Origin of the sequence: Polaromonas sp. (assembly GCF_029945925.1) — a bacterium.
Classification (GTDB): domain Bacteria; phylum Pseudomonadota; class Gammaproteobacteria; order Burkholderiales; family Burkholderiaceae_C; genus Polaromonas.
The window spans coordinates 1-20,109 of record NZ_JAQSDN010000026.1; the positions used below are offsets into that span (position 1 = coordinate 1).

The window sequence follows — 20,109 nt, forward strand, 5'->3', positions numbered from 1 at the left end:
AATGGTGCCCATTCCGGGAATCGGACCCGGGACCTCTCCCTTACCAAGGGAGTGCTCTGCCACTGAGCCAAATGGGCCAAATTCAAAAACTCTGCTTACCTGCCAAATACAAAAACCAGCGCTTGTTGTGATGGAGCGGGAGACGGGAATCGAACCCGCGTCATTAGCTTGGAAGGCTAGGGTTCTACCATTGAACTACTCCCGCATCGACCGCCTTTTCACTTCAAGACAACCCCGAAACACGGCATACCAACCATCCAGGCCACGCCTGCCTATCAAAATTTATCGCTGGTGGAGAGGGCTGGATTCGAACCAGCGTACTCGTTAGAGGGCAGATTTACAGTCTGCTGCCATTAACCACTCGGCCACCTCTCCTTTGGCGAACCTCAGATTATGCCATGGAAATTTGACATCCGGCAATCCTGAACAACAAGTGCTTACCACCTCACCGGCCGGTGGCCATGGCTGCGCAAAAAATCATTGGCGGCGCTGAAATGCCCGCAGCCGATGAAGGGTTTGGGGGGCCGTAGCGCCGACAGGGGCGAGGGGTGGTTGGCCGTCAGCACCAGGTGCCGGGCCGGAATCAGGGCCTGCTTGGTCTGGGCGTGCGCACCCCAGAGCATGAACACCACCGGCTCGGGTTTGGCCGCCACCGCAGCGATCAGCCGGTCGGTCAGCACTTCCCAGCCCTGTCTGGCATGGCTGGCGGCCTGGCCTTCCTCCACCGTCAGGCTGGTGTTGAGCAGCAATACCCCCTGGCTGGCCCAGCGTTCCAGCGAACCGCCGCTGTGCACTTCCGGCGCCACCGCCGGGTCGCGCGCCAGCTCCTTGAACATGTTGCGCAGGCTGGGTGGGGGTTTCACGCCGTCCGGGACCGAAAAAGCCAGCCCCTGGGCCTGGCCCGGGCCATGGTAAGGGTCCTGGCCCAGGATCACGACCTCGACACCGGCCAGCGGCGTCAGCGCCAGGGCCCGGAAGGGCTGCGGCGGGTAGATGACGGCCCCTTGCGCGAGTCGCTGTTCGATAAATACACCCAGCTGCTGGCCGGTTTTACTGGCCAGAAAATGCCCGACTTCCGGCGCCCAATCGGCCGCCAGCGGCCAGTCGGCCGGATTCCAGCGCGCCAGGTGCCGGCCGTGGCCGGTGTCCTCCGGCAGCGGCCTGGGCAAGTTTTCAAAGGCCAAATCGACCTGCAGTCCTTGTGGCATGGGCGTGAGCAGCTATTTATTCAGTAGCATCCGGAAACAGCTCCGCCAGCGCGATGCCGGGGTCTTCGGCGCGCATGAAAGCCTCGCCGACCAGGAAAGCATTGACTTTGGCCTCGCGCAGGCGCGCCACGTCGACCGCGGTCGTGATGCCGGATTCGGTCACCAGCAGGCGGTCGGCCGGCACGTCCTTGACCAGGCCCAGCGTGGTGTCCAGCAACACCTCGAAGGTCTGCAGGTTGCGGTTGTTGATGCCCAGCAGCGGCGTCTTGAGCTGGAGCGCGCGCTCCAGCTCGGCGCGGTCATGCACTTCCACCAGCACAGCCATGTCCAGCGAGAAGGCCAGCGCCTCGAGCGCCTTCATCTGCGCATCGTCCAGGCAGGCGGCAATCAGCAGGATGCAGTCGGCGCCCATGACGCGCGACTCGTAGACCTGGTAAGGGTCGATGATGAAATCCTTGCGCAGCACCGGCAGGCTGCAGGAGGCGCGCGCCTGTTTCAGGTAATCGATGCTGCCCTGGAAAAAATCCTTGTCAGTGAGTACCGACAAACACGCTGCGCCATGCTCAGAATAACTTTGGGCAATGTCGGCGGGAATGAAGTCAGCGCGCAGCACGCCCTTGGAGGGACTGGCTTTCTTGATTTCAGCAATCACCGCGGGTTTGCCGGCGCTGATTTTGGCGCGCAGGGCACCGACAAAATCACGTGTCAGCACGCGCGACTCGGCGTCAAAACGCATCGCGGCCAGGGGTTTGCGCTTGATCGCCGCGGCGACTTCTTCGCGCTTGACGGCCACAATCTTGTTCAGGATATCGGACATGGTTCAGGTCGCCAGGGCTTGGGAAGTGGAAACAAGCTGCGCGAGCTTGCCTTTGGCGGCGCCGGAAGTGATGGCCTTGCGGGCCAGCGCGATGCCGGCCAGCATGGATTCGGCCACATTGGCCGCGTACAGGGCGGCGCCGGCGTTGAGGATGACGATGTCGCGCGCCGCGCCGGGCTCGTCGTCGAGCACGCTCCTGAGCATGGCCATCGACTGCTCGGGTGTCTCCACGCGCAGCGTGCGGTTGCTGGCCATGGCCAGGCCGAAGTCCTCGGGATGGATTTCGTATTCGGTGATTTCGCCGCCCTTGAGTTCGCCGACCACCGTGGCCGCACCCAGTGAGACTTCGTCCATGCCGTCCTTGCCATAGACCACCAGCGCATGTTCGGCGCCCAGGCGCTGCAACGCGCGCACCTGGATGCCGACCAGGTCGGGGTGGAACACGCCCATCAGGATGTTGGGCGCGTCGGCCGGGTTGGTCAGCGGCCCGAGGATGTTGAAGATGGTGCGCACGCCGAGTTCCTTGCGCACCGGGGCGACATTTTTCATCGCCGGATGGTGGTTGGGCGCAAACATGAAACCGACGCCGACGTCCGCGATGCATTGGGCAATCGCCTCGGGCTTCAGGTTGATGTTGATGCCCAGGGCTTCGAGCACGTCGGCACTGCCGGACTTGCTGCTGACGCTGCGTCCGCCATGTTTGCTGACCTTGGCGCCGGCCGCCGCCGCGACAAACATCGAGCAGGTCGAGATGTTGAAGGTGTGCGAACCGTCGCCGCCGGTGCCGACGATGTCCACCAGGTGCGTCTTGTCGGCCACGTGGACCTTGGTGGAGAACTCGCGCATCACCTGCGCCGCCGCGGTGATTTCGCCGATGGTTTCCTTCTTGACGCGCAAGCCGGTGATCAGCGCGGCCATCATGACGGGCGAGAGCTCGCCGCTCATGATCAGGCGCATGATCTTGAGCATCTCGTCGTGGAAGATCTCGCGGTGTTCAATCGTGCGCTGCAGCGCTTCCTGGGGCGTGATTTTGTTGCTCATGGGCATGGTCGTGCTCTTGTCTCTCGAGTTAGTCGGAAGGATTGTCGGTCAGGGCCAGCTTGATGCCAAATCCAATGAACATGGCGCCGGCCACCCGGTCCAGCCAGGTAAACAGGCTCCCACGCTTGTCACTTCGTGTACTGGGCTGCCCCCCGAGGGGGCCGCTGCGCCTGCGGACTGGCAAAGCCAAATCCGCGGCCCCGGCTTGACCAGGAGAGCCCTCACGCTCGTCACTGCATGGGCTGCGCTGCCCGCCCATGCGCCGGGTCAACCAGCTGGCGGCCAGCGCCCAGCCGATGTTGACCCACAGCGCGTTGAAGTTGAACAGCAGGCCCAGCAGCAAAAACGCCAGCGGCTTGTTGTCCACGCCGGGCGCAATGAACTGCGGCACAAAGGCGAGGAAAAACAGCGCCACCTTGGGGTTCAGCACGTTTGTCCAGAAGCCCTGGAAAAATATGCCTTTCAGGCCTCCAATCCTTACCACACGGGCGCCATCAGCTTCTGAATTGATAGCAAATTCGGCGCCCTGGCGGGTCAGCAGGCGGATGCCGACATACACCAGGTAGGCGGCGCCGGCCCACTTGAGCACGGTGAACGCCGTGGCCGAGGCGGCCAGCAAGGCGCTGACCCCCCCTGCCGCCGCGATGATGTGCACAAAGCAGCCCGCGGTGATGCCCAGCGCCGCCACCATACCGGCGCGCGCGCCGCGGCGCAGGGCATGGGTCACGATGTAGAGCACATCCGGGCCGGGCGTCAGGTTCAGCAACACGCCGGCAGCGATGAAAAGCAGCAGTTGTCCGGTCGCCATGGAATGCCCCTCAGTTGCTGAAGAAGCCGCGCATCGCCGCGATCGCCCGGTCCACGCCGGCCGCATCCACGTCGAGGTGGGTGACAAAACGCAGGCGGTACAGGCCGGTGGCCTGGATGCCTTGACTTGCGAGGTGCTGCAGCAAGGCCTCGGACTGGTCGCGCGCGCTGCCTACCAGGTCCACAAACAGGATGTTGGTCTGCGGCGCCTCGACCTGCAGGCCGGCCAGGCCGGTCAGCCCATCGGCCAGCCGTTTTGCCAGCAGATGGTCGTCGGCCAGGCGCTCGATGTGGTGGTCCAGCGCATACGCGGCCGCGGCCGCCAACCCGCCGGCCTGCCGCATGGCGCCGCCGGCCATCTTGCGGATGCGCCGGGCGCGGGCGATGAATTCGGCCGAGCCGCACAGCGCCGAACCGACCGGCGCGCCCAAACCCTTGCTGAAGCAGACGGACACCGAATCGAAGCAGCCGGCGATGCGCCGGGCTTCTGCCCGCGCCTCTGCGCCCGTGGTGGCGGCTTGGGCCACCGCAGCATTGAACAGCCTCGCGCCGTCCAGGTGCCGGGCCAGCCCCTGGCTTCGCGCCAGCGTGGTTGCTGCTTCGATGTAAGCCATGGGCAGCAACTTGCCACCCAGCGTGTTTTCCAGCGCCAGCAGCCGGCTACGGGCGAAATGCGGATCGTCCGGCTTGACCGCGGCCTCGATGTCGGCCAGGGCCAGCGTGCCGTCGGCCTGGTGGTTCAGCGGCTGGGGCTGCACGCTGCCCAGCACCGCCGCGCCGCCGCCTTCCCAGCGATAGCAGTGCTGCATCTGGCCGACGATGTACTCGTCGCCGCGCTGGCAGTGGGCCAGAATCGCGCACAGGTTGCTCTGGGTGCCGGTGGGCACAAACAGCGCCGCCTCGAAGCCCAGCATCGCCGCGATCTTGTCCTGCAGCGCGTTCACACTCGGGTCGTCGCCAAACACGTCGTCACCCAGCGGCGCGCGGGCCATCGCGGCACGCATGCCCTCGGTGGGCTGCGTCACGGTGTCGCTTCTCAGGTCAACTTTTGTCGTCATTTATGCCACCAGCCCTTATGGAATATGCGCAAGCAGCTACGCTTTTAATAGCAAACAGAGCCGCGACTAGGCGCTCTGCTCGAGGAAGTTTTTCAGCATTGCATGGCCGTGTTCGGTCAGTATCGATTCAGGGTGGAACTGCACGCCCTGGATCGCGAGTTCCTTGTGGCGCACGCCCATGATCTCGCCGTCGTCGGTCCAGGCGGTGATGGCCAGTACCTCCGGGCAGGACGCCTTGTCGATCGCGAGCGAGTGGTAGCGGTTGACGGTGAACTGCCTGGGCAGACCGGCAAACACGCCTTCCTGCGTGGTGGTGATCACACTGGTTTTGCCGTGCATCAGCTGCTGCGCACGCACGATCTTGCCGCCAAAGGCTGCGCCCACCGCCTGGTGGCCCAGGCAGACGCCCAGGATCGGCAGCTTGCCGGCGAAGTGTTGAATGGCCGCCACCGAAATGCCGGCCTCCGCCGGCGAACACGGACCGGGTGAAACTACCAGGCGGTCCGGCGCGCGCGCGGCAATGCCTTCGACGGTGATTTCATCGTTGCGGAAGACCTCGACCTCGGCACCAAGCTCGCCGAAATACTGGACGATGTTGTAGGTGAAGGAGTCGTAGTTGTCGATCATCAAGAGTTTCATGATCCGCTCCTTATTCCAGGCCTTCTTCGACCAGCTCGGAAGCCCGCAACAAGGCGCGCGCCTTGGCTTCGGTCTCTTTCCATTCGAGCTCGGCCACCGAATCGGCCACCACGCCGGCCGCCGCCTGCACGTAGAGCATCTGGTCCTTGATGACGCCGGTGCGAATCGCAATCGCCACGTCCATGTCGCCCGCATAACTGAGGTAGCCGCAGGCGCCGCCGTACAGGCCGCGTTTGGTCGGTTCGAGCTGGTCGATCAGTTCCATCGCATGCACCTTGGGCGCGCCGGTCAGCGTGCCGGCCGGAAAAGTCGCCTTGAGCACGTCCATGCTGGTCATGCCGTCGAGCAACACGCCCTCGACGTTGCTGACGATGTGCATCACGTGGCTGTAACGCTCCACCGAAAACGCCTCGGTGACCTTGACCGTGCCGGTTTTGGCGATGCGGCCGATGTCGTTGCGCGCCAGGTCGATCAGCATCACGTGTTCGGCGCGTTCTTTCGGGTCGTTGATCAGCTCCTGCTCGACGGCCTTATCAAGCTCGGGCGACGAAGCGCGCGGACGCGTGCCGGCCAGCGGGCGGATCGTGATCTTCTGACCTTCGTCCGTTTTTTCCTGCCGCACCAGAATTTCCGGCGAGGCGCCCACCACGTGGAAGTCGCCGAAGTGGTAGTAATACATGTAGGGGCTGGGGTTGAGCGAACGCAGCGCGCGGTACAGCGACAGCGGCGACTCGGTGTAGCGCTTCTTGATGCGCTGGCCCACCTGCACCTGCATGAAGTCGCCGGCCTCGATCAGCCGCTTGGCGCGCTCGACAGCGGCCAGGTAATCGGCCTTGGCAAAGTCGCGTTCGGCCGGGTAGCCCTGGGTCGGCTTGACCACCGGCGCGCTGACCGAGTACTTGAGCTGCTCCTTCAGTTCGCGCACGCGCTTCTTGGCGTTGGCGTAGGCCTCGGGCAGGGCCGGGTCGGCGTAGACGATCAGGTAGAGCTTGCCCGAGAGGTTATCGATCACCGCCAGCTCTTCGCACTGCAGCAGCAGGATGTCGGGACAGCCCAGGGTATCGGGCGGGCAGGAGGCTTCGAGTTTTTTCTCGATGTAGCGCACCGTGTCGTAGCCGAAGTAGCCGGCCAGACCGCCGCAAAAACGCGGCAGGCCGGGCCGCAGCGCGACCTTGAAACGCTTCTGGTAGTCGCTAATGAAATCGAGCGGATTGGCTTTCGAGGTTTCGATGACCTGGCCGTCGCGCACAACCTCCGTCAGCACGTCGGCGCCAAACCCGCTGGCGCGCACCAGGGTGCGGGCCGGCAGGCCGATGAAGCTGTAGCGGCCAAAACGCTCGCCGCCGACGACCGATTCGAGAAGAAAGCTGAATTTTCCGCCGTCCCTCGAATGCGCCAGCTTGAGGTACAGGGAGAGCGGGGTTTCGAGGTCGGCAAACGCCTCCGCCATCAGCGGAATGCGGTTGTAGCCCTGCTGCGCAAGGCTTTTGAATTCAAGTTCAGTGATCACGGCAAGTTCCTTCACCGGTGGACCCACGCGCGCCGGCGTGGCCACCTTCATTCAGTACACCCCGAAAACCGGGGCAAGGATGCTCGTTGCAGGAGGGCAAGAGCGCATCAAAACAGGCTTGCACGGCAACGAGGCGGGCCGGCCTCGGCATGCGAGAGCTGTCAGGCCCGCCAGGGCCAGGCTCCCCGGTAGCTGCTACCTGTCTGAATGATGCGATGAATGAACATGGAAGGCCAAGTGTAGCAAAGGCAGACGGACCGAAGGAACCCAGTCCCCTTCAAGAGGCAAAAGGCAATAGGCAATAGGCGCAGGAAAACGACGTTCACCGAAAGCCCGACAAAAAGAACAGCAAAAAAGCCAGGCGCCTCCACAGCCGCGGGCGAATGTAACTAGTAGTAATGCTTATCTCGCAAACCCTCTTGTGGGTAGCCAGGTGCCGGACCAAAATACCTTCATTAACGAACGACCGTTCTTTTTCTGGAGACCTCTTATGACCTGGATGAAACCATGCCTAGCGGGCGCCATGTCGCTTTTGCTGGCCTTCAGCGCCGCAGCGGCCACCGTGGAAGTGGGCGGCGTCAAGCTCGAAGACCAGATCGACATGCGCGGCAGCAAGCTGGTGCTCAATGGCGCCGGCGTGCGCTTCAAGGCCGTCTTCAAGGTCTACACGGCCGGCCTGTACCTCGGCAAAAAAGCCGCCACCCCGGAAGAGGTGCTGGCCGCGCCCGGCGCCAAGCGCCTGCAGATCACCATGCTGCGTGAGATCGATTCCAACGAACTCGGCAAGCTCTTCACGCGGGGGGTGCAGGACAACGCGCCCAAAACCGAAATGTCCAAACTGATCCCCGGCCTGATCAAGATGGGGCAGATTTTCTCGGACCAGAAAAAACTGGTCGCCGGCGACGTCTTCATGATCGACTGGGTGCCAGGCACCGGCACCGTGATCACCGTCAAGGGCGTGCCGCAAGGCGAGCCCTTCAAGGAGCCGGAATTTTTCAACGCGTTGATGCGTATCTGGCTCGGCCCCGTGCCCGCAGACTGGAAACTCAAGGACGCCCTGCTGGGCAAACCCGCCTGAGCCCAGCGCCGGCTGTGATGTTTAACGGGGCGCAAGCCCCGTTGTTGTTTTCAGGGCGGCCAGGTCCATCGCAGCAAGCGTGTCGACAAAACCGTCGGCGTCCACACCGCGCACGGGCTGGCCATGGTTGTAGCCGTAAGTCACCAGCAAAACCGGGCAACCCGCAGCCCGCGCCGCCTGCGCATCGTTGCTGGAGTCACCGATCATCAAGGTCCGTGCGGGCGCGCTTCCCAATGCTTCGCAGGTCTTGCGCAGCGGCAGAGGGTCGGGTTTTTTCCGCTCGAACGAATCGCCGCCGAACACCAGGCTGAAGAAACCGTCCAGACCCTTGGCCTTGAGAAGGGGCACGGCAAACGCGGTCGGCTTGTTGGTCAGGCAGGCCAGCTTCAGGCCCTGGCGCTGCAGCAGCTGCAAACCCTCCACCACGCCCGGGTAGACGCTGGCATGCTGGCCGTTGATGGCCAGGTAGTGGCGCTGGTAGCTGTTCCAGGCAGCCGGGAACAGCCGCTCCACTGCTTCATTATTGATAGCTGTTGGCGCCCGTCCATCAGGGGCTGCAGGCGTATTCAGCACATGATGCAGGACGGCACCGATCAAATGCTCCGAGCCCTTGCCTACTCGCGCCCCGACCACGGATCGTTCGACCGGCGACAGCGACAGATCGGCCAGCATCCGGTTCAGGGCGACCACAAAATCACCGAGGGTGTCGACCAGGGTGCCGTCCAGGTCAACAATCGCAGCATCGAACAGGCTGTGCTTCAGGGACACCAGGCTTGTTTCCCTGCAGGCCTCAAACCACCGCGCCGAACAATGCGCCTACACCTGCCGTGATCGCCATCGCGAGCGCGCCCCAGAAGGTCACGCGCCACGCACTGGCCAGCACGCCGGCGCCCCCGGCGCGGGCGGCCACAACACCCAGGAGGGCGAGAAAAACCAGTGAGCTTGCGCACACCCAGGCGATGAGGCCTTGCGCGGGCGCCCAGGCGGCGACGGCCAGCGGCAACACCGCACCGACCGCAAAACTCCCCGCCGAGGCCAGTGCAGCCTGCACCGGCCGTGCACTGAACGCCTGCGAAATGCCGAGCTCGTCCCGCGCGTGGGCGCCCAGCGCGTCATGCGCCGTCAACGCAACCGCCACCTGCTGCGCCAGTTCGGGCGCCAACCCCCGCGCGACATAAATGCCGGTCAACTCGCGCTGTTCAGCGGCGGGGTCCAGCGCCAGCTCGGCACGTTCACGCTCAAGGTCGGCTTTTTCGGTGTCGGCCTGCGAGTGGACCGAGACATACTCCCCCGCGGCCATCGACATCGCCCCTGCCACCAGCCCGGCCACACCCGCCACGAGAATGCTCTCCTGGCTTGCATGCGCGGCGGCGACGCCGACCACCAGGCTGGCGGTGGACACAATGCCGTCGTTGGCCCCCAGCACCGCCGCGCGCAGCCAGCCGATGCGGTCGGTACGGTGACGTTCAATATGGCGTGAGAATTTCATGATCGGGGTGGAAGGTGGATGGCGCAAGGGAAAGCATAGCCGAAGACCACGCCGGCTCACCGCTTGCCATGGGTACGCCGGCTGTCGATGGCTTGCCGCAGACTGCCCAGCAGGCGCCGCTCGTCAATCGGCTTTTCAAGCCAGGCCGTCACCGCGAGTGTGCTGCCGGCGTACAGCCGGGCTTCCGCGGCCGTTACCGACAGGACCAGAACCGGCAGGTCTGTCGTGCGTTTGTCCTGGCGCAGGGAGCGGATCAGTTGCAGCCCGTTTTCATAGGGCAGATGAACATCCACCGTCATGGCCGCATACGACTCCATCTTGAGGTAGTCACGGGCCTGCGCCGCCGTGTGGGCAATGTCGGCATCGAAGCCGGCCTTGTCCAGCATCATGCCTATCAGCTGGGCCACATCCGGGTCGTCTTCACACACCAGGATGCGCGGCCGGTTGATGCCGCAAAGACTCATGGGCGCCGTGACCGGGGGCGCCTCGCGCCACTCCGGCAGCTCGAAAAAGAAGGTGGTTCCCACGTCGACTTTGGAGGTGAAGCCGAGGCTTCCGTCCATCCGTTCAACAATCGCTTTCGAAATGGCCAGGCCGAGGCCGGTCCCGCCCTTCTGGCGTGTGTCAGACGAGTCGGCCTGCGAGAACTTCTGGAAAATGCGCTCGCGGAATTCTTCGGGGATACCCGGTCCGTTGTCACTGACCTCGACACGCACACGGCCCGCGTGCCGGCCCAGCAGCACCAGCACCGTGCCTTGCGCGGGAGAAAACTTGATGGCATTGGACAGCAGGTTGGTCATCACCTGGAGCAGGCGGTCGCTGTCCACCAGGGCCTTCAGGGGCTGCCTGGGCGCATGCAGGGCCAGCTTGACCTGGTGCTGCGCGGCAAAACCTTCGTTGTCCGCCAGTGTCTGCTGCAGCAGGGGCAGCAATTCCTGCGGCTGCAGCTCGAACTGCATCTTGCCGGACTCGATTTTTTCACTGTCGAGGATGTCGTTGATCAGGCGGATCAGCCGCTCACAGTTGTTTTTGGCGATTTCCACGAGGCTTCTGGCCCGCTCCGGCAGCGCACCGGCCACCCCCCCCGAGACCAGCCCCAGCGAGCCGCGTATCGAGGTCAGGGGCGTGCGCAGTTCATGGCTGACCGTGGAGACAAATTCGCTCTTCATGCGGTCGATGCGTTTGAGCTCGGTGACGTCGGTGCCCAGCGAGAAAAACCCGATGACCTTGTCCTCCTCACCGTCTTCGCCGTCTTCACTGTAGCGAGGAAGATAACTCATCACGTATTCGCGCCGCTCGCCGCTGGCGGTGACCTGCTCCCGTTCGTAACGCACCGCATAACCGGACAGCGCTTCCTGCACATGGCCGCTTATCCGGCTGTAAAACTCGGGGCCCGCGATTTCAAGCAGTGTTTTGCCGTGGATTTTTTCCCGCGGCAAGCCAAACACCTCTTCATAGGCTTTGTTGTGAAACTGGAAACGCTGCTCGCTGTCCACATAGGCCATCAGGGCCGGGACATTGTCAGTCAGCTGGTGCAACTGGGCTTCGCTGTCGCGCAACGCATCAGCGATGCGTTTGCGCTCGGAAATATCGCGGATGATGGCCGTGAAAAGCCGCCGCCCGCCCACATTGACGTCGCCGAAAGACACATTGACCGGAAACTCGCTGCCATCGCGGCGCACGCCCATGACCTCGGTATCGGACTCCTTGAAGCCTGCTGGCCGGTCGGCCAGGGTGGCGAAAAAAGCGGAAAAACCCGGTTTCCAGCGCGCCGGTAAGAGCATGGCCACAGGTTGCCCCAGCAAGTCCTTGAGCCGGTAGCCGAAGAGGTGCCGGGCCGCACTGTTGGCGTTGACAACCAGGCCCTCCGACGTCGCAGTGATGACGCCATCGGCCATGCTCTCGGTGATGGCGCGGCTCATGGCTTCGCTGTCGGCAAGCTCCGCCTGGATGCGTCGGCTGTTGGCCTGAGCGCGGATCACGGCGCGGATGGTCCAGCCGAGCAGCCCGAGTGAGAGCAGGCCGCTCAGCAGGATCAGCATCCGGACCGTCTGCGCTGTCCGCCGGGCGTTTTGCTCGGAACGCTCCAGGGTCAGCACCTGTGCGCTCTTGATCCGGCCGGCGAGCTCCTCGATCTCGTCGTGAAGCCGGCGATTGAGGTCGCTGCCGTCCAGCACGGTCGCCGCTTCCAGCCCCGCCTGCTGCCGGGCGCTGACCGCCCTTTCCATGAGATCCAGGCGCCGGACGATCAGCCCCTGCAGGGTACGCAGGTCTTCCAGGCGCTCGCCTGCCATCGGCAGGCCACTGGCGCCCAGCAGCACCTCCTGCAAACCCGCCCCGGCCTGCCGGTACGCCGCCAGGTCCTGGTCGATGTTGGTCAGGAGATAACGCCGCTGCAGGGACTCCGCGGTCTTGAACTGCGAGACGAGCCGCTCCAGCAGGACCACCGTCGCCTGGATTTTTTCCTCGCTTTTCTCGTCCTCAAGCAGCGAATTGATGGTGAGGTAGGACGTGACCGTGCTCAGCGCCATCAGGAGCAGGCCCAAGCCCAGGGCAATGGTGATGTTGGTGCGAAAGGGCAGCTTCATGGCGGGGCCTCATGCGGGGGCTTGGTACGGGAATCCGTGCCGGGTGGCTTTTCCCGATCCGCCTGTACGGACCATACACCAGCCGACCCTGCACGCATGCCGGCCGCCGTCCGCTGGCCGCAGCCTTGCGGTCATGGTGCTGCCGCCGCAGGCAAGCCGGCCTCCAGCGCCGCGATCAATTCGCCCAGCGAGGCCTCCAGCCGTTCCAGCAAGGCATCCAGCGCTGCGCGCGGCTGCTCCCCGTGCAGGGCCTGCTCCAGCGCCTGGGCATGACCCGGCACCTGCGTGGCGCCGATCTGACCGGCCAAGCCGCGCAGGGAGTGGACCAGCAGTTCCGCCGCCTTCAGGTCGCCCGCGTCCAGCGCCTCCCGGATGCGCTTGGGCGTATCTTTGCGCCCTTCCAGAAAACGGCCGAGCATGGAAAAGTAAAGCGTTTTCACGCCCATCGCCCGGCGCAGCCCGAGAGACAGGTCCAGCCCTTCGATGGCTGTGGGCCAGGCCTCTGCCGGCGGCTCGCCAGTCACCGTGGCTTCCAGCCTGGCCAGCGCCTTGCGCAGTTCGGTCACGGCCTCGGCCTTTTGCGCCACAGTCAGGCGGGCCGCATCGATTTCCAGGTGCAGGCCCGGCCGGTCGCAGCGGATGATCTCCGGATCGCCCGGCATTCCCGTAGTTTCCGGGCGCACCACATACACCGGGATGGGTTGGGCAAAGCCCTTGGCCAGGATGGCGTCCCGCGCATCGGACTGGACCTCGCCCTCAACCAGGACATGGGTCTGGCTGGAGATCAGGATTTCGCCGGGCTCGGCGGCCTGCTCGAGCCGGGACGCCAGGTTGACCTCGCGGCCGATGATGGTGTATTCCATGCGCAGGCTGCTGCCGAAATTGCCGACGTCACAAAACCCCGAGTTGATGCCGATGCGTATCTCGAAATTCCTGTGGATGCCCATGTCCCGCCAGCGGGCCCGCAGCCCTTCCATGCGTTTTTGCATGGCAATCGCCATGCGCACGCACTGCACCGCATCCTCGCGAACGCCCAGCGTATGCGGGTCGCCAAAAAAGATGACGATGGCGTCCCCGATGAATTTGTCCAGCGTGGCGCCGTATTCGGCGGCAATCTGCGACATTTCCGCGAAATAACTGTTGAGCAGCAGCGTGACCTCTTCGGGCTGCCACTGCGCCGTCGACTCGGTGAAATTCTTGATGTCGGAAAAGAACACCGTGAGTCTTTTGCGCTGCGTCCGGATTTCCGCCTGGCGCGAACCGTCAAAAAGCGACTGGTAAACCTGCGGCGCCAGGTAACGCGAGAGCTGCTCGGACAACACTTTCAGGCGCCTGGCATTGGCACTGCGCTCCAGGTGCAGCTTCAGGCGGGCCAGAAGCACCGGCGGGCTGATGGGCTTGGTCACATAGTCGGTGGCGCCCAGGTCCAGACCCCGGTGCTCTTCGTCCTCGCTGCCCAGCGCCGTCAGGAAAATGACCGGGATATCGGCGGTGCGCGGGTCCCGGCCGAGCCGGGCCAGGACCTCGTAGCCGTCCATGCCCGGCATCACCACGTCGAGCAGGATGATGTCGGGCCGCTCGGCCGACCGTGCCATGTCCAGGCCGGCCTCGCCGGCGGCAGCCGCCGTCACCTCGTAGCTGTCCTGCAACAGGGCCGTGAGCAGGTAACGGATGTCCTCGCTGTCCTCGATCACCAGGATGCGGTGCCTGTGCAGCGGCGCCGGCAGGTTCGCGCGGCTGCTCTGCTTCAATTCCTCCGCTTCCGGTCTGCCCACAGTCTCCATGGTCCGGCCCTTCCAATCCAGCCAGGGCACGGCCCCTGGTTCACCCGCAGGCTGCGCTATCGGCCTATGCCGCCAGCGCTGCCCGCATTCCCGCGATTACCGCCCGGTAGTCCGGCTGGCCGAAAATCGCACTGCCTGCCACAAAGGTATCGGCGCCAGCCGCAGCCACCTGCGCAATGTTGTCCAGCTTGATGCCGCCGTCGACCTCCAGACGGATGTCCTTGCCCGAGGCATCAATGCGTTTCCTCGCCTGCTCGATCTTGCGCAGGGCCGAGTCAATGAAGCTCTGGCCGCCAAAACCGGGGTTGACACTCATGATCAGGATCAGGTCGATGTCGTCGATGACCCAGTCCAGCACGTCCAGCGGCGCGGCCGGGTTGAACACCAGCCCGGCCTTGCAGCCTTTGGACTTGATGGCCTGCACGCTGCGGTGCACGTGGCCGGACGCGTCGGGGTGGAAGCTGATCAGGTCGGCGCCGGCATCGGCAAAGGCCGCAGCCAGGCTGTCCACCGGCTGCACCATCAGGTGCACGTCGATCGGCACGGCGGTGCCGTCGGTCTTTTTGGCGTGCGGCTTGAGGGCGCTGCAGATCATGGGCCCGAAGGTCAGGTTGGGCACGTAATGGTTGTCCATCACGTCAAAGTGGATCCAGTCGGCGCCGGCCTCGATGACCGACCGGAGCTCCTCACCCAGGCGCGCGAAATCGGCGGATAAAATCGAAGGGGCAATCCGGTACACCGGCGGCTTGTTCTGGCTCATGACAGGATTGTCGCAGCAAGCGCGCGTCCTGCCCATTCCCCCTGGTTTTCCCTGCTCGCCACAGGACGGTTAACATGGGCGCTCTCTCGAGAGCCCCATGCCGAAATACGAATTTTCCTGCGACGTCCAGCCGCACTACCTTCCCGACCAATCTGCACCCGAAGACGAGGTGTATGGCTTTGCCTACACCGTCACGATCACCAACACCGGCGAAGTCGCGGCGCAGCTGATCTCGCGCCACTGGATCATCAGCGACGCGCGTGGCCACACCGAGGAGGTCAAGGGTCTGGGCGTGGTGGGTCATCAGCCGCTGCTCAAGCCGGGCGAGTCCTTCCAGTACAGCAGCGGTTCGCGCCTGCGCACACCGACCGGCACCATGCATGGCAGCTACTTTTGTGTCGCCGAGGATGGTGAACGTTTCGAGGCGGCCATTCCGATGTTTGTGCTCGAGGCGGGCGATGCCGGCGGCCCCGGCCAGGCCGGCGGCGGCCGTGTCCTCCACTAGGTCATGCGGACCCTGAGCGAGCTGCTGGACCAGCTGGATCCACGGGCCGAACTGGCCGTGCGGCACCTCTGGCTCAGCGACCTGCTGGACTGGATACGCGGGGACGCCGGCAATGCGCAGGCGGCGCTGTCGCGGGTGCGGCTGTTCCTCGACGCGGCGCATGCCCGGCCAGGTTTTCCGGAGCGGCTGCGTCTATGGTGGCTCACCCTGGTCGAAACGGTGGATGCCACGCCCCTGTTTGCCGATTTCGGTTTTGCGCCGCGTGCCGCTTTTCTCAGCGAACTGGGCGAACGGCTGCGCTACAAGCTGCTGCCGGGCACACCCGAGACCACCCATGCCACCGAACTGTTCATGCTGCTGTTCCCGGTGCCGTTTGACGCGCAGTGGCTCAAGCTGCTCGACGAGGACACGCTGGGCCGCCTGGGCGCCCTGCTGGGCCCGCCCATCGCCGCACCGGCCGGCGGCGAAGCCGTCGCACAGGGCGCCAGCACCCTGCGACAGGACTGGCAGGCCACGCTGCTGGAGTCCCTGACCTACTGCACCAGCCAGGTCTGCGCCACCGGCTTCTCGCCGGAACTGCGCCTGCGCATGAGCCCCCAGAGCCTGCTGGCCCGGCCCTTTCACGGCCTGCAAGCCGATCTTGAAGCGCTACGCGCCGCGCTGCTGCTTCACGGGCCCGACAGCGGCGCGCTGCACCTGACGCTGGACCAGTTCAAGAGCCGGCTGGAGGCTTGCCGCAGCGCAGCCTCGTCGGTGTATGCCCATCTCGACGAACACGGCATCTCGGTCGGCCTGGTGTTTCGCCTGCGCCAGCTGCGCGAGCGCATCCTGCGTATTCGCGAGCTCCTCGACTGCCTGCTCTCGGACAAACCCGCCACCAGCGCCATGCAGCTGCTGGCCCGGCTGGTGCTGCTGGCCGAAGAACGGCGCAGCATACGCGCGCTGGTGGCCAGCAACTCCACCCTGCTGGCCGCCAAGGTGGCCGAGCGCGGCGCCGAGACCGGTGAGCACTACATCACGCGCGACCGGGCGGCCTACACCAGCATGCTGGGCACGGCGGCCGGCGGCGGCGCCGTGACGGCCATCACGACGCTGCTCAAGTTCATGGTGGTGGGGCTGGCGCTGTCGGCCTTCTGGAGCGGCTTTCTGGCCAGCATCGTGTATGCCGCCAGCTTTGTGCTGATCCAGTTGCTGCACTTCACGCTGGCCACCAAGCAGCCGGCCATGACGGCACCGGCCATGGCTGCCAAGCTCAAGGACCTGCGCACCGGCGAAGCGGTCAGCGAGTTTGTCGACGAGGTCACCCACCTGGTGCGCTCCCAGGTGGCGGCAGTGCTCGGCAACGTGCTTGTGGTCGTGCCGGTGGTGCTGCTGATCAGCATCGCCATGCAGTATGGGCTGGGGCGGCCGATGATCGACGCGAAAGAAGCCGGGCATGTGCTGCATACCCTGAGCCTGCTCGGCCCCACGCTGCTGTGGGCCGCCTTCACCGGTGTGGTGCTGTTTGTCGCCAGCATCATAGGCGGCTGGGTGGAAAACTGGTTTGTGCTCTACCGCCTGGCATCCGCCATGCGCTACAACCCGCGCATCACGCGGGCACTGGGCGTTGCACGGGCGCGGCGCTGGGCCCATTTCATGCGCGACAACATTTCGGGCTTCACGTCCAACATCGCCCTGGGTTTCATGCTGGGGCTGATTCCGCCCATGACCGGCTTTTTCGGGCTGGAGCTCGAAGTGCGCCACGTCACACTATCCTCCGGCCAGCTGGCCGCAGCCGCTGCCGCCCTCGGCTGGGACGCGCTGCGGCAACCGGCCCTGTGGTGGTGTGTGGCATCCATCCCGCTGATCGGTGCACTCAACCTGGGGGTGAGCTTTTACTTCGCCTTCCGGCTGGCGCTGCGCGCCCACAGTGTCAGCGGTGTGGACCGCCGCCGCATCCGTTCCGCGATCTGGGCCCGCTGGCGCAGCAAGCCCGCCAGCTTTTTTCTGCCTGATTGATTTTTTCGCCCAGGAAATTGGCACGGGAACTGTCAACACCCTGACAACAGGCACGCCAGCAGCGAAGCAAGTCCGCATGTCAGTGATTGTCCTACGTGCAAAGCGTGTGAAACGTTGTAAATTAGGGCTCCTTTTTCCATGGGCGCCTGCCCGGCCTGCAACCACCGGCCGCAACAATGAACCGCAGCAGGCCCCGGGGCCTGTCGCCGCATCGGCGGCATGCCCCCATCGAGCACCCGCGTACCTTGGCGCGGCGCTGCATGAATTTCAATCAATCAGCGGAGACACTCATCCATGAATGAAGTCATGGCCATCTGGGCCGAATGGATCAAACCCTCGGCAGGTCTGCCCACAGTTCAGTGGTCCATCCTGCTGGCGCTGGCCGCGCTGACCGGGCACCTGGTGCAGCGTTATGCCGGTGTCCCCAAGGTGGTGGGTTATTCGGCGGTCGGCGCCTTTGCCGGTCTGGCCGGATTCACCGGCGCGGCCTGGCCGCTGCAGGGAACGGGCCTGTTTCTGCTGGAACTCGGCGTGGCCGTCGTGCTGTTTGAAGCGGGCGGCCGCATTCCGCTGCGCTGGTTCCGCCACAACCCCATGGTGCTGGTGCAAAGCCTGGCCGAATCGACGCTGACCTTTGTCGCCGTCTACTGGGCGCTGACCTTTTTCGGCATGCGTGAGGTTGTCGCCGAGCCCCTGGCCCTGCTGGCCATGGCGGCTTCGCCGGCGGTGCTGTCGCGCGTGATCATCGACACCCGCGCCTCCGGTCCCGTGACCGAGCGGGCCATGGTGCTGTCGACCCTGAGCACGCTGTATGCGCTGACGCTTTGCAGCGCCCGCGCCGGCATGATGGGCCGCGGCGAGCAAAGCCTCACCGACACCTTCTACCCGGTGGCTGTGGTGCTGGGCCTGTCGGTGGTGGTCGGTGCCGGCCTGGCGCTGGCGCTGCGGTCGGCCCTGCGCGTGATGAGCCCGACCAGCGAGAACACCGCCATCTTGCTGCTCGCCCTGATCGCCGCGGGCGCCGCACTGGCCGCCCACTTTGGCGGCTCGGCGCCGCTGGCCGCGCTGCTGGGCGGCATGATGCTCAAGCAGCTCAACCCCCGACCCTGGTCCTGGCCGCGGCAGATGGGCACCGCCTCGGCGATGCTGACCATGCTGATGTTCGTGCTGGTCTCCGTGGTGGCCGCGCAGGCCGACTGGAGCGGCCAGGTGGCCGGACTGGTGGCGGCCCTGGTCGTGGCACGGGCCCTGGCCAAGATCACCGGCGTCGCGCTCGGCAATGTGGGCAGCGGCGCCAGCTGGAAACAGGCCCTGTGGGTCGGCTGCGCGATGTCGCCGATGTCCTCGGTGGCGCTGCTCATCGTGTCCCAGTTTGTTGCTTCGTCGGCGTCGCTGGGCCCCCGCATTGCCAGCATTGCGCTGCCGGCCATCCTGCTGATGGAAGTGCTGGGCGCGATGCTCGCCACCTTCGCCATCTACCGCGCCGGTGAAAGCTCCAGACCCTGGACGCACAAGCCCTGGGCCAACTCAACCGGAGAGCTCCGTGAGTAAACACACCCCAACACAACTGGCACCCGGCGGGCTGGAGCCCTTCCAGAAATCGGAGGCGCTGTCGCTGGGCGTCGAGCTGGAACTGCAGCTCGTCAACACCCATGACTACGATCTCGCCCCGTATGCCGAAGACATGCTGCGCCTGATGGACAAGATCCCGCTGCCCGGCAGCGTGGTGCCCGAAATGACCTCGAGCATGATCGAGATCTCCACCGGCGTCTGCCAGTCCTCGTCCGAGGTGCTGGGCCAGCTCACGCAGATTCGCGACGCGCTGGTCAAATGCGCCGACAAACTCAACATCGCCGTGGTCGGCGGCGGCACCCATCCGTTCCAGCAGTGGCATGAGCGCCGCATCTACGACAAGCCGCGTTTTCGCGAACTGTCCGAGCTGTACGGCTACCTGTCCAAGCAGTTCACGATTTTCGGCCAGCACGTGCATGTGGGCTGCCCCGATGCCGACACCGCGCTGCTGACGCTGCACCGCATGTCGCGCTACATTCCGCACTTCATCGCACTGTCGGCCTCCTCTCCCTATGTCCAGGGGCAGGACACAGCCTTTGATTCGGCGCGCCTCAATTCGGTGTTTGCCTTTCCGCTGTCGGGCCGCGCGCCGATGGCGCTGACCTGGGACGAGTTCACGGTCTACTTCGAGAAAATGACACACACAGGCGTGGTCAGGAGCATGAAGGACTTCTACTGGGACATCCGGCCCAAGCCGGAGTTCGGCACCATCGAGATCCGCGTCTTCGATACCCCGCTGACCATAGGCCGGGCCGCCGCCCTGTCCGGTTACGTGCAGTCGCTGGCCTCCTGGTTCATGAACGACCAGCCCTTCACGCCGACCGAAGACGACTACCTGGTCTACACCTACAACCGCTTCCAGGCTTGCCGCTTCGGGCTGGAGGCGGTCTACGTGGACCCGGCCACCGGCGAACACATGGCCCTGCGCGACCACATCCTGATGACCATGGACAAACTAGGCCCGCACGCCGGTCCGCTGGGCGCCAGCAGCGGCATCCACCTGCTGCGCAGCAGCGTGGAGCTGTCGAACAACGACGCGCGCTGGCTGCGCGAGCTGCAGGCCAAGGAAAACCTGCTGGCCGAAGTGATTCGGCAGGCCGCGCTGAAGTTTCGGGGTTTGCCGGTTTAGGCGGCAGCGTCTTGATGCGGCTCAAGCTGAGCTTGTTGAAGTCTTCTTTGCTTCTGCTGTTGGAGGTTTGCCAGCAAGCCGGGGGTAGCCCGGCCAGCAGGCAGACCTCAACCGTCCATGACACCC

General features: G+C 64.8%; 16 protein-coding genes, 3 tRNA genes and 1 pseudogene. 5 read left to right on the plus strand and 15 right to left on the minus strand.

What is annotated here, in order from left to right; all coding sequences use genetic code 11:
• Window positions 1-2 precede the first annotated feature (2 nt).
• The 10 genes and pseudogenes from PSV40_RS06520 to trpE all read right to left on the minus strand — a co-directional run bounded on the left by PSV40_RS06520 (window position 3) and on the right by trpE (window position 7,080).
• Window positions 3-77 (minus strand) — tRNA-Thr (locus PSV40_RS06520).
• A gap of 54 nt (window positions 78-131) precedes the next feature.
• Window positions 132-205, minus strand: a tRNA-Gly gene (locus PSV40_RS06525).
• Window positions 206-289: 84 nt separating this feature from the next.
• Window positions 290-375: transfer RNA gene (locus PSV40_RS06530), tRNA-Tyr, on the minus strand.
• Window positions 376-437: 62 nt separating this feature from the next.
• Window positions 438-1,208 (minus strand): uracil-DNA glycosylase, encoded by a 771-nt coding sequence (locus PSV40_RS06535; protein WP_300535732.1) that lies wholly within the window; start codon window positions 1,206-1,208, stop codon window positions 438-440.
• 16 nt (window positions 1,209-1,224) lie between these two features.
• Window positions 1,225-2,025, minus strand: a complete 801-nt coding sequence (trpC, locus tag PSV40_RS06540) for an indole-3-glycerol phosphate synthase TrpC (protein WP_300535735.1) — start codon at window positions 2,023-2,025, stop codon at window positions 1,225-1,227.
• Between the two features lie 3 nt (window positions 2,026-2,028).
• On the minus strand, window positions 2,029-3,072 hold the full coding sequence (gene trpD, locus PSV40_RS06545; RefSeq protein ID WP_300535737.1) for an anthranilate phosphoribosyltransferase: 1,044 nt from the start codon (window positions 3,070-3,072) through the stop codon (window positions 2,029-2,031).
• Window positions 3,073-3,322: 250 nt separating this feature from the next.
• A pseudogene (locus PSV40_RS06550) lies at window positions 3,323-3,874 on the minus strand (LysE family translocator); the annotation flags it as partial.
• Between the two features lie 10 nt (window positions 3,875-3,884).
• Entirely contained in the window at window positions 3,885-4,931 is a 1,047-nt protein-coding gene (ltaE, locus tag PSV40_RS06555; RefSeq protein WP_300535739.1) for a low-specificity L-threonine aldolase, read from the minus strand.
• A gap of 66 nt (window positions 4,932-4,997) precedes the next feature.
• On the minus strand, window positions 4,998-5,570 hold the full coding sequence (locus PSV40_RS06560) for an aminodeoxychorismate/anthranilate synthase component II (RefSeq protein WP_300535742.1): 573 nt from the start codon (window positions 5,568-5,570) through the stop codon (window positions 4,998-5,000).
• A gap of 10 nt (window positions 5,571-5,580) precedes the next feature.
• The gene (gene trpE, locus PSV40_RS06565) at window positions 5,581-7,080 is read right to left on the minus strand and encodes an anthranilate synthase component I (protein WP_300535744.1); all 1,500 of its coding nucleotides are present in this window, start codon (window positions 7,078-7,080) and stop codon (window positions 5,581-5,583) included.
• A 490-nt stretch (window positions 7,081-7,570) separates the two neighbouring features.
• On the opposite strand from trpE, the gene PSV40_RS06570 reads away from it, so the two are divergent.
• Complete coding sequence (locus tag PSV40_RS06570) at window positions 7,571-8,158, plus strand: chalcone isomerase family protein (protein ID WP_300535747.1); 588 nt, start codon at window positions 7,571-7,573, stop codon at window positions 8,156-8,158.
• A gap of 21 nt (window positions 8,159-8,179) precedes the next feature.
• Here the strand turns inward: PSV40_RS06570 and gph are convergent, their stop codons facing one another.
• The 5 genes from gph to rpe all read right to left on the minus strand — a co-directional run bounded on the left by gph (window position 8,180) and on the right by rpe (window position 14,779).
• The gene (gph, locus tag PSV40_RS06575) at window positions 8,180-8,929 is read right to left on the minus strand and encodes a phosphoglycolate phosphatase (protein ID WP_300535833.1); all 750 of its coding nucleotides are present in this window, start codon (window positions 8,927-8,929) and stop codon (window positions 8,180-8,182) included.
• A gap of 19 nt (window positions 8,930-8,948) precedes the next feature.
• Window positions 8,949-9,647 (minus strand): VIT family protein, encoded by a 699-nt coding sequence (locus PSV40_RS06580; protein ID WP_300535750.1) that lies wholly within the window; start codon window positions 9,645-9,647, stop codon window positions 8,949-8,951.
• A gap of 56 nt (window positions 9,648-9,703) precedes the next feature.
• Window positions 9,704-12,235 (minus strand): PAS domain S-box protein, encoded by a 2,532-nt coding sequence (locus tag PSV40_RS06585; RefSeq protein ID WP_300535753.1) that lies wholly within the window; start codon window positions 12,233-12,235, stop codon window positions 9,704-9,706.
• A 131-nt stretch (window positions 12,236-12,366) separates the two neighbouring features.
• The gene (locus PSV40_RS06590; RefSeq protein WP_300535755.1) at window positions 12,367-13,986 is read right to left on the minus strand and encodes an adenylate/guanylate cyclase domain-containing protein; all 1,620 of its coding nucleotides are present in this window, start codon (window positions 13,984-13,986) and stop codon (window positions 12,367-12,369) included.
• A 97-nt stretch (window positions 13,987-14,083) separates the two neighbouring features.
• Window positions 14,084-14,779 carry a ribulose-phosphate 3-epimerase gene (gene rpe, locus PSV40_RS06595; RefSeq protein WP_300535757.1) on the minus strand — a complete coding sequence of 232 codons (696 nt, stop codon included), beginning with the start codon at window positions 14,777-14,779 and terminating at the stop codon, window positions 14,084-14,086.
• 97 nt (window positions 14,780-14,876) lie between these two features.
• On the opposite strand from rpe, the gene apaG reads away from it, so the two are divergent.
• The 4 genes from apaG to PSV40_RS06615 all read left to right on the plus strand — a co-directional run bounded on the left by apaG (window position 14,877) and on the right by PSV40_RS06615 (window position 19,983).
• Window positions 14,877-15,284: a Co2+/Mg2+ efflux protein ApaG gene (apaG, locus tag PSV40_RS06600; protein WP_300535760.1), complete on the plus strand. Its 408-nt coding sequence runs from the start codon at window positions 14,877-14,879 to the stop codon at window positions 15,282-15,284.
• A gap of 3 nt (window positions 15,285-15,287) precedes the next feature.
• Window positions 15,288-17,282 (plus strand): site-specific recombinase, encoded by a 1,995-nt coding sequence (locus tag PSV40_RS06605; RefSeq protein WP_300535763.1) that lies wholly within the window; start codon window positions 15,288-15,290, stop codon window positions 17,280-17,282.
• 294 nt (window positions 17,283-17,576) lie between these two features.
• Window positions 17,577-18,833 (plus strand): cation:proton antiporter, encoded by a 1,257-nt coding sequence (locus PSV40_RS06610; RefSeq protein WP_300535766.1) that lies wholly within the window; start codon window positions 17,577-17,579, stop codon window positions 18,831-18,833.
• Entirely contained in the window at window positions 18,826-19,983 is a 1,158-nt protein-coding gene (locus tag PSV40_RS06615; protein ID WP_300535769.1) for a YbdK family carboxylate-amine ligase, read from the plus strand. Before PSV40_RS06610 ends, PSV40_RS06615 begins: the two co-directional genes overlap by 8 nt.
• The last annotated feature ends 126 nt before the right edge of the window (window positions 19,984-20,109 follow it).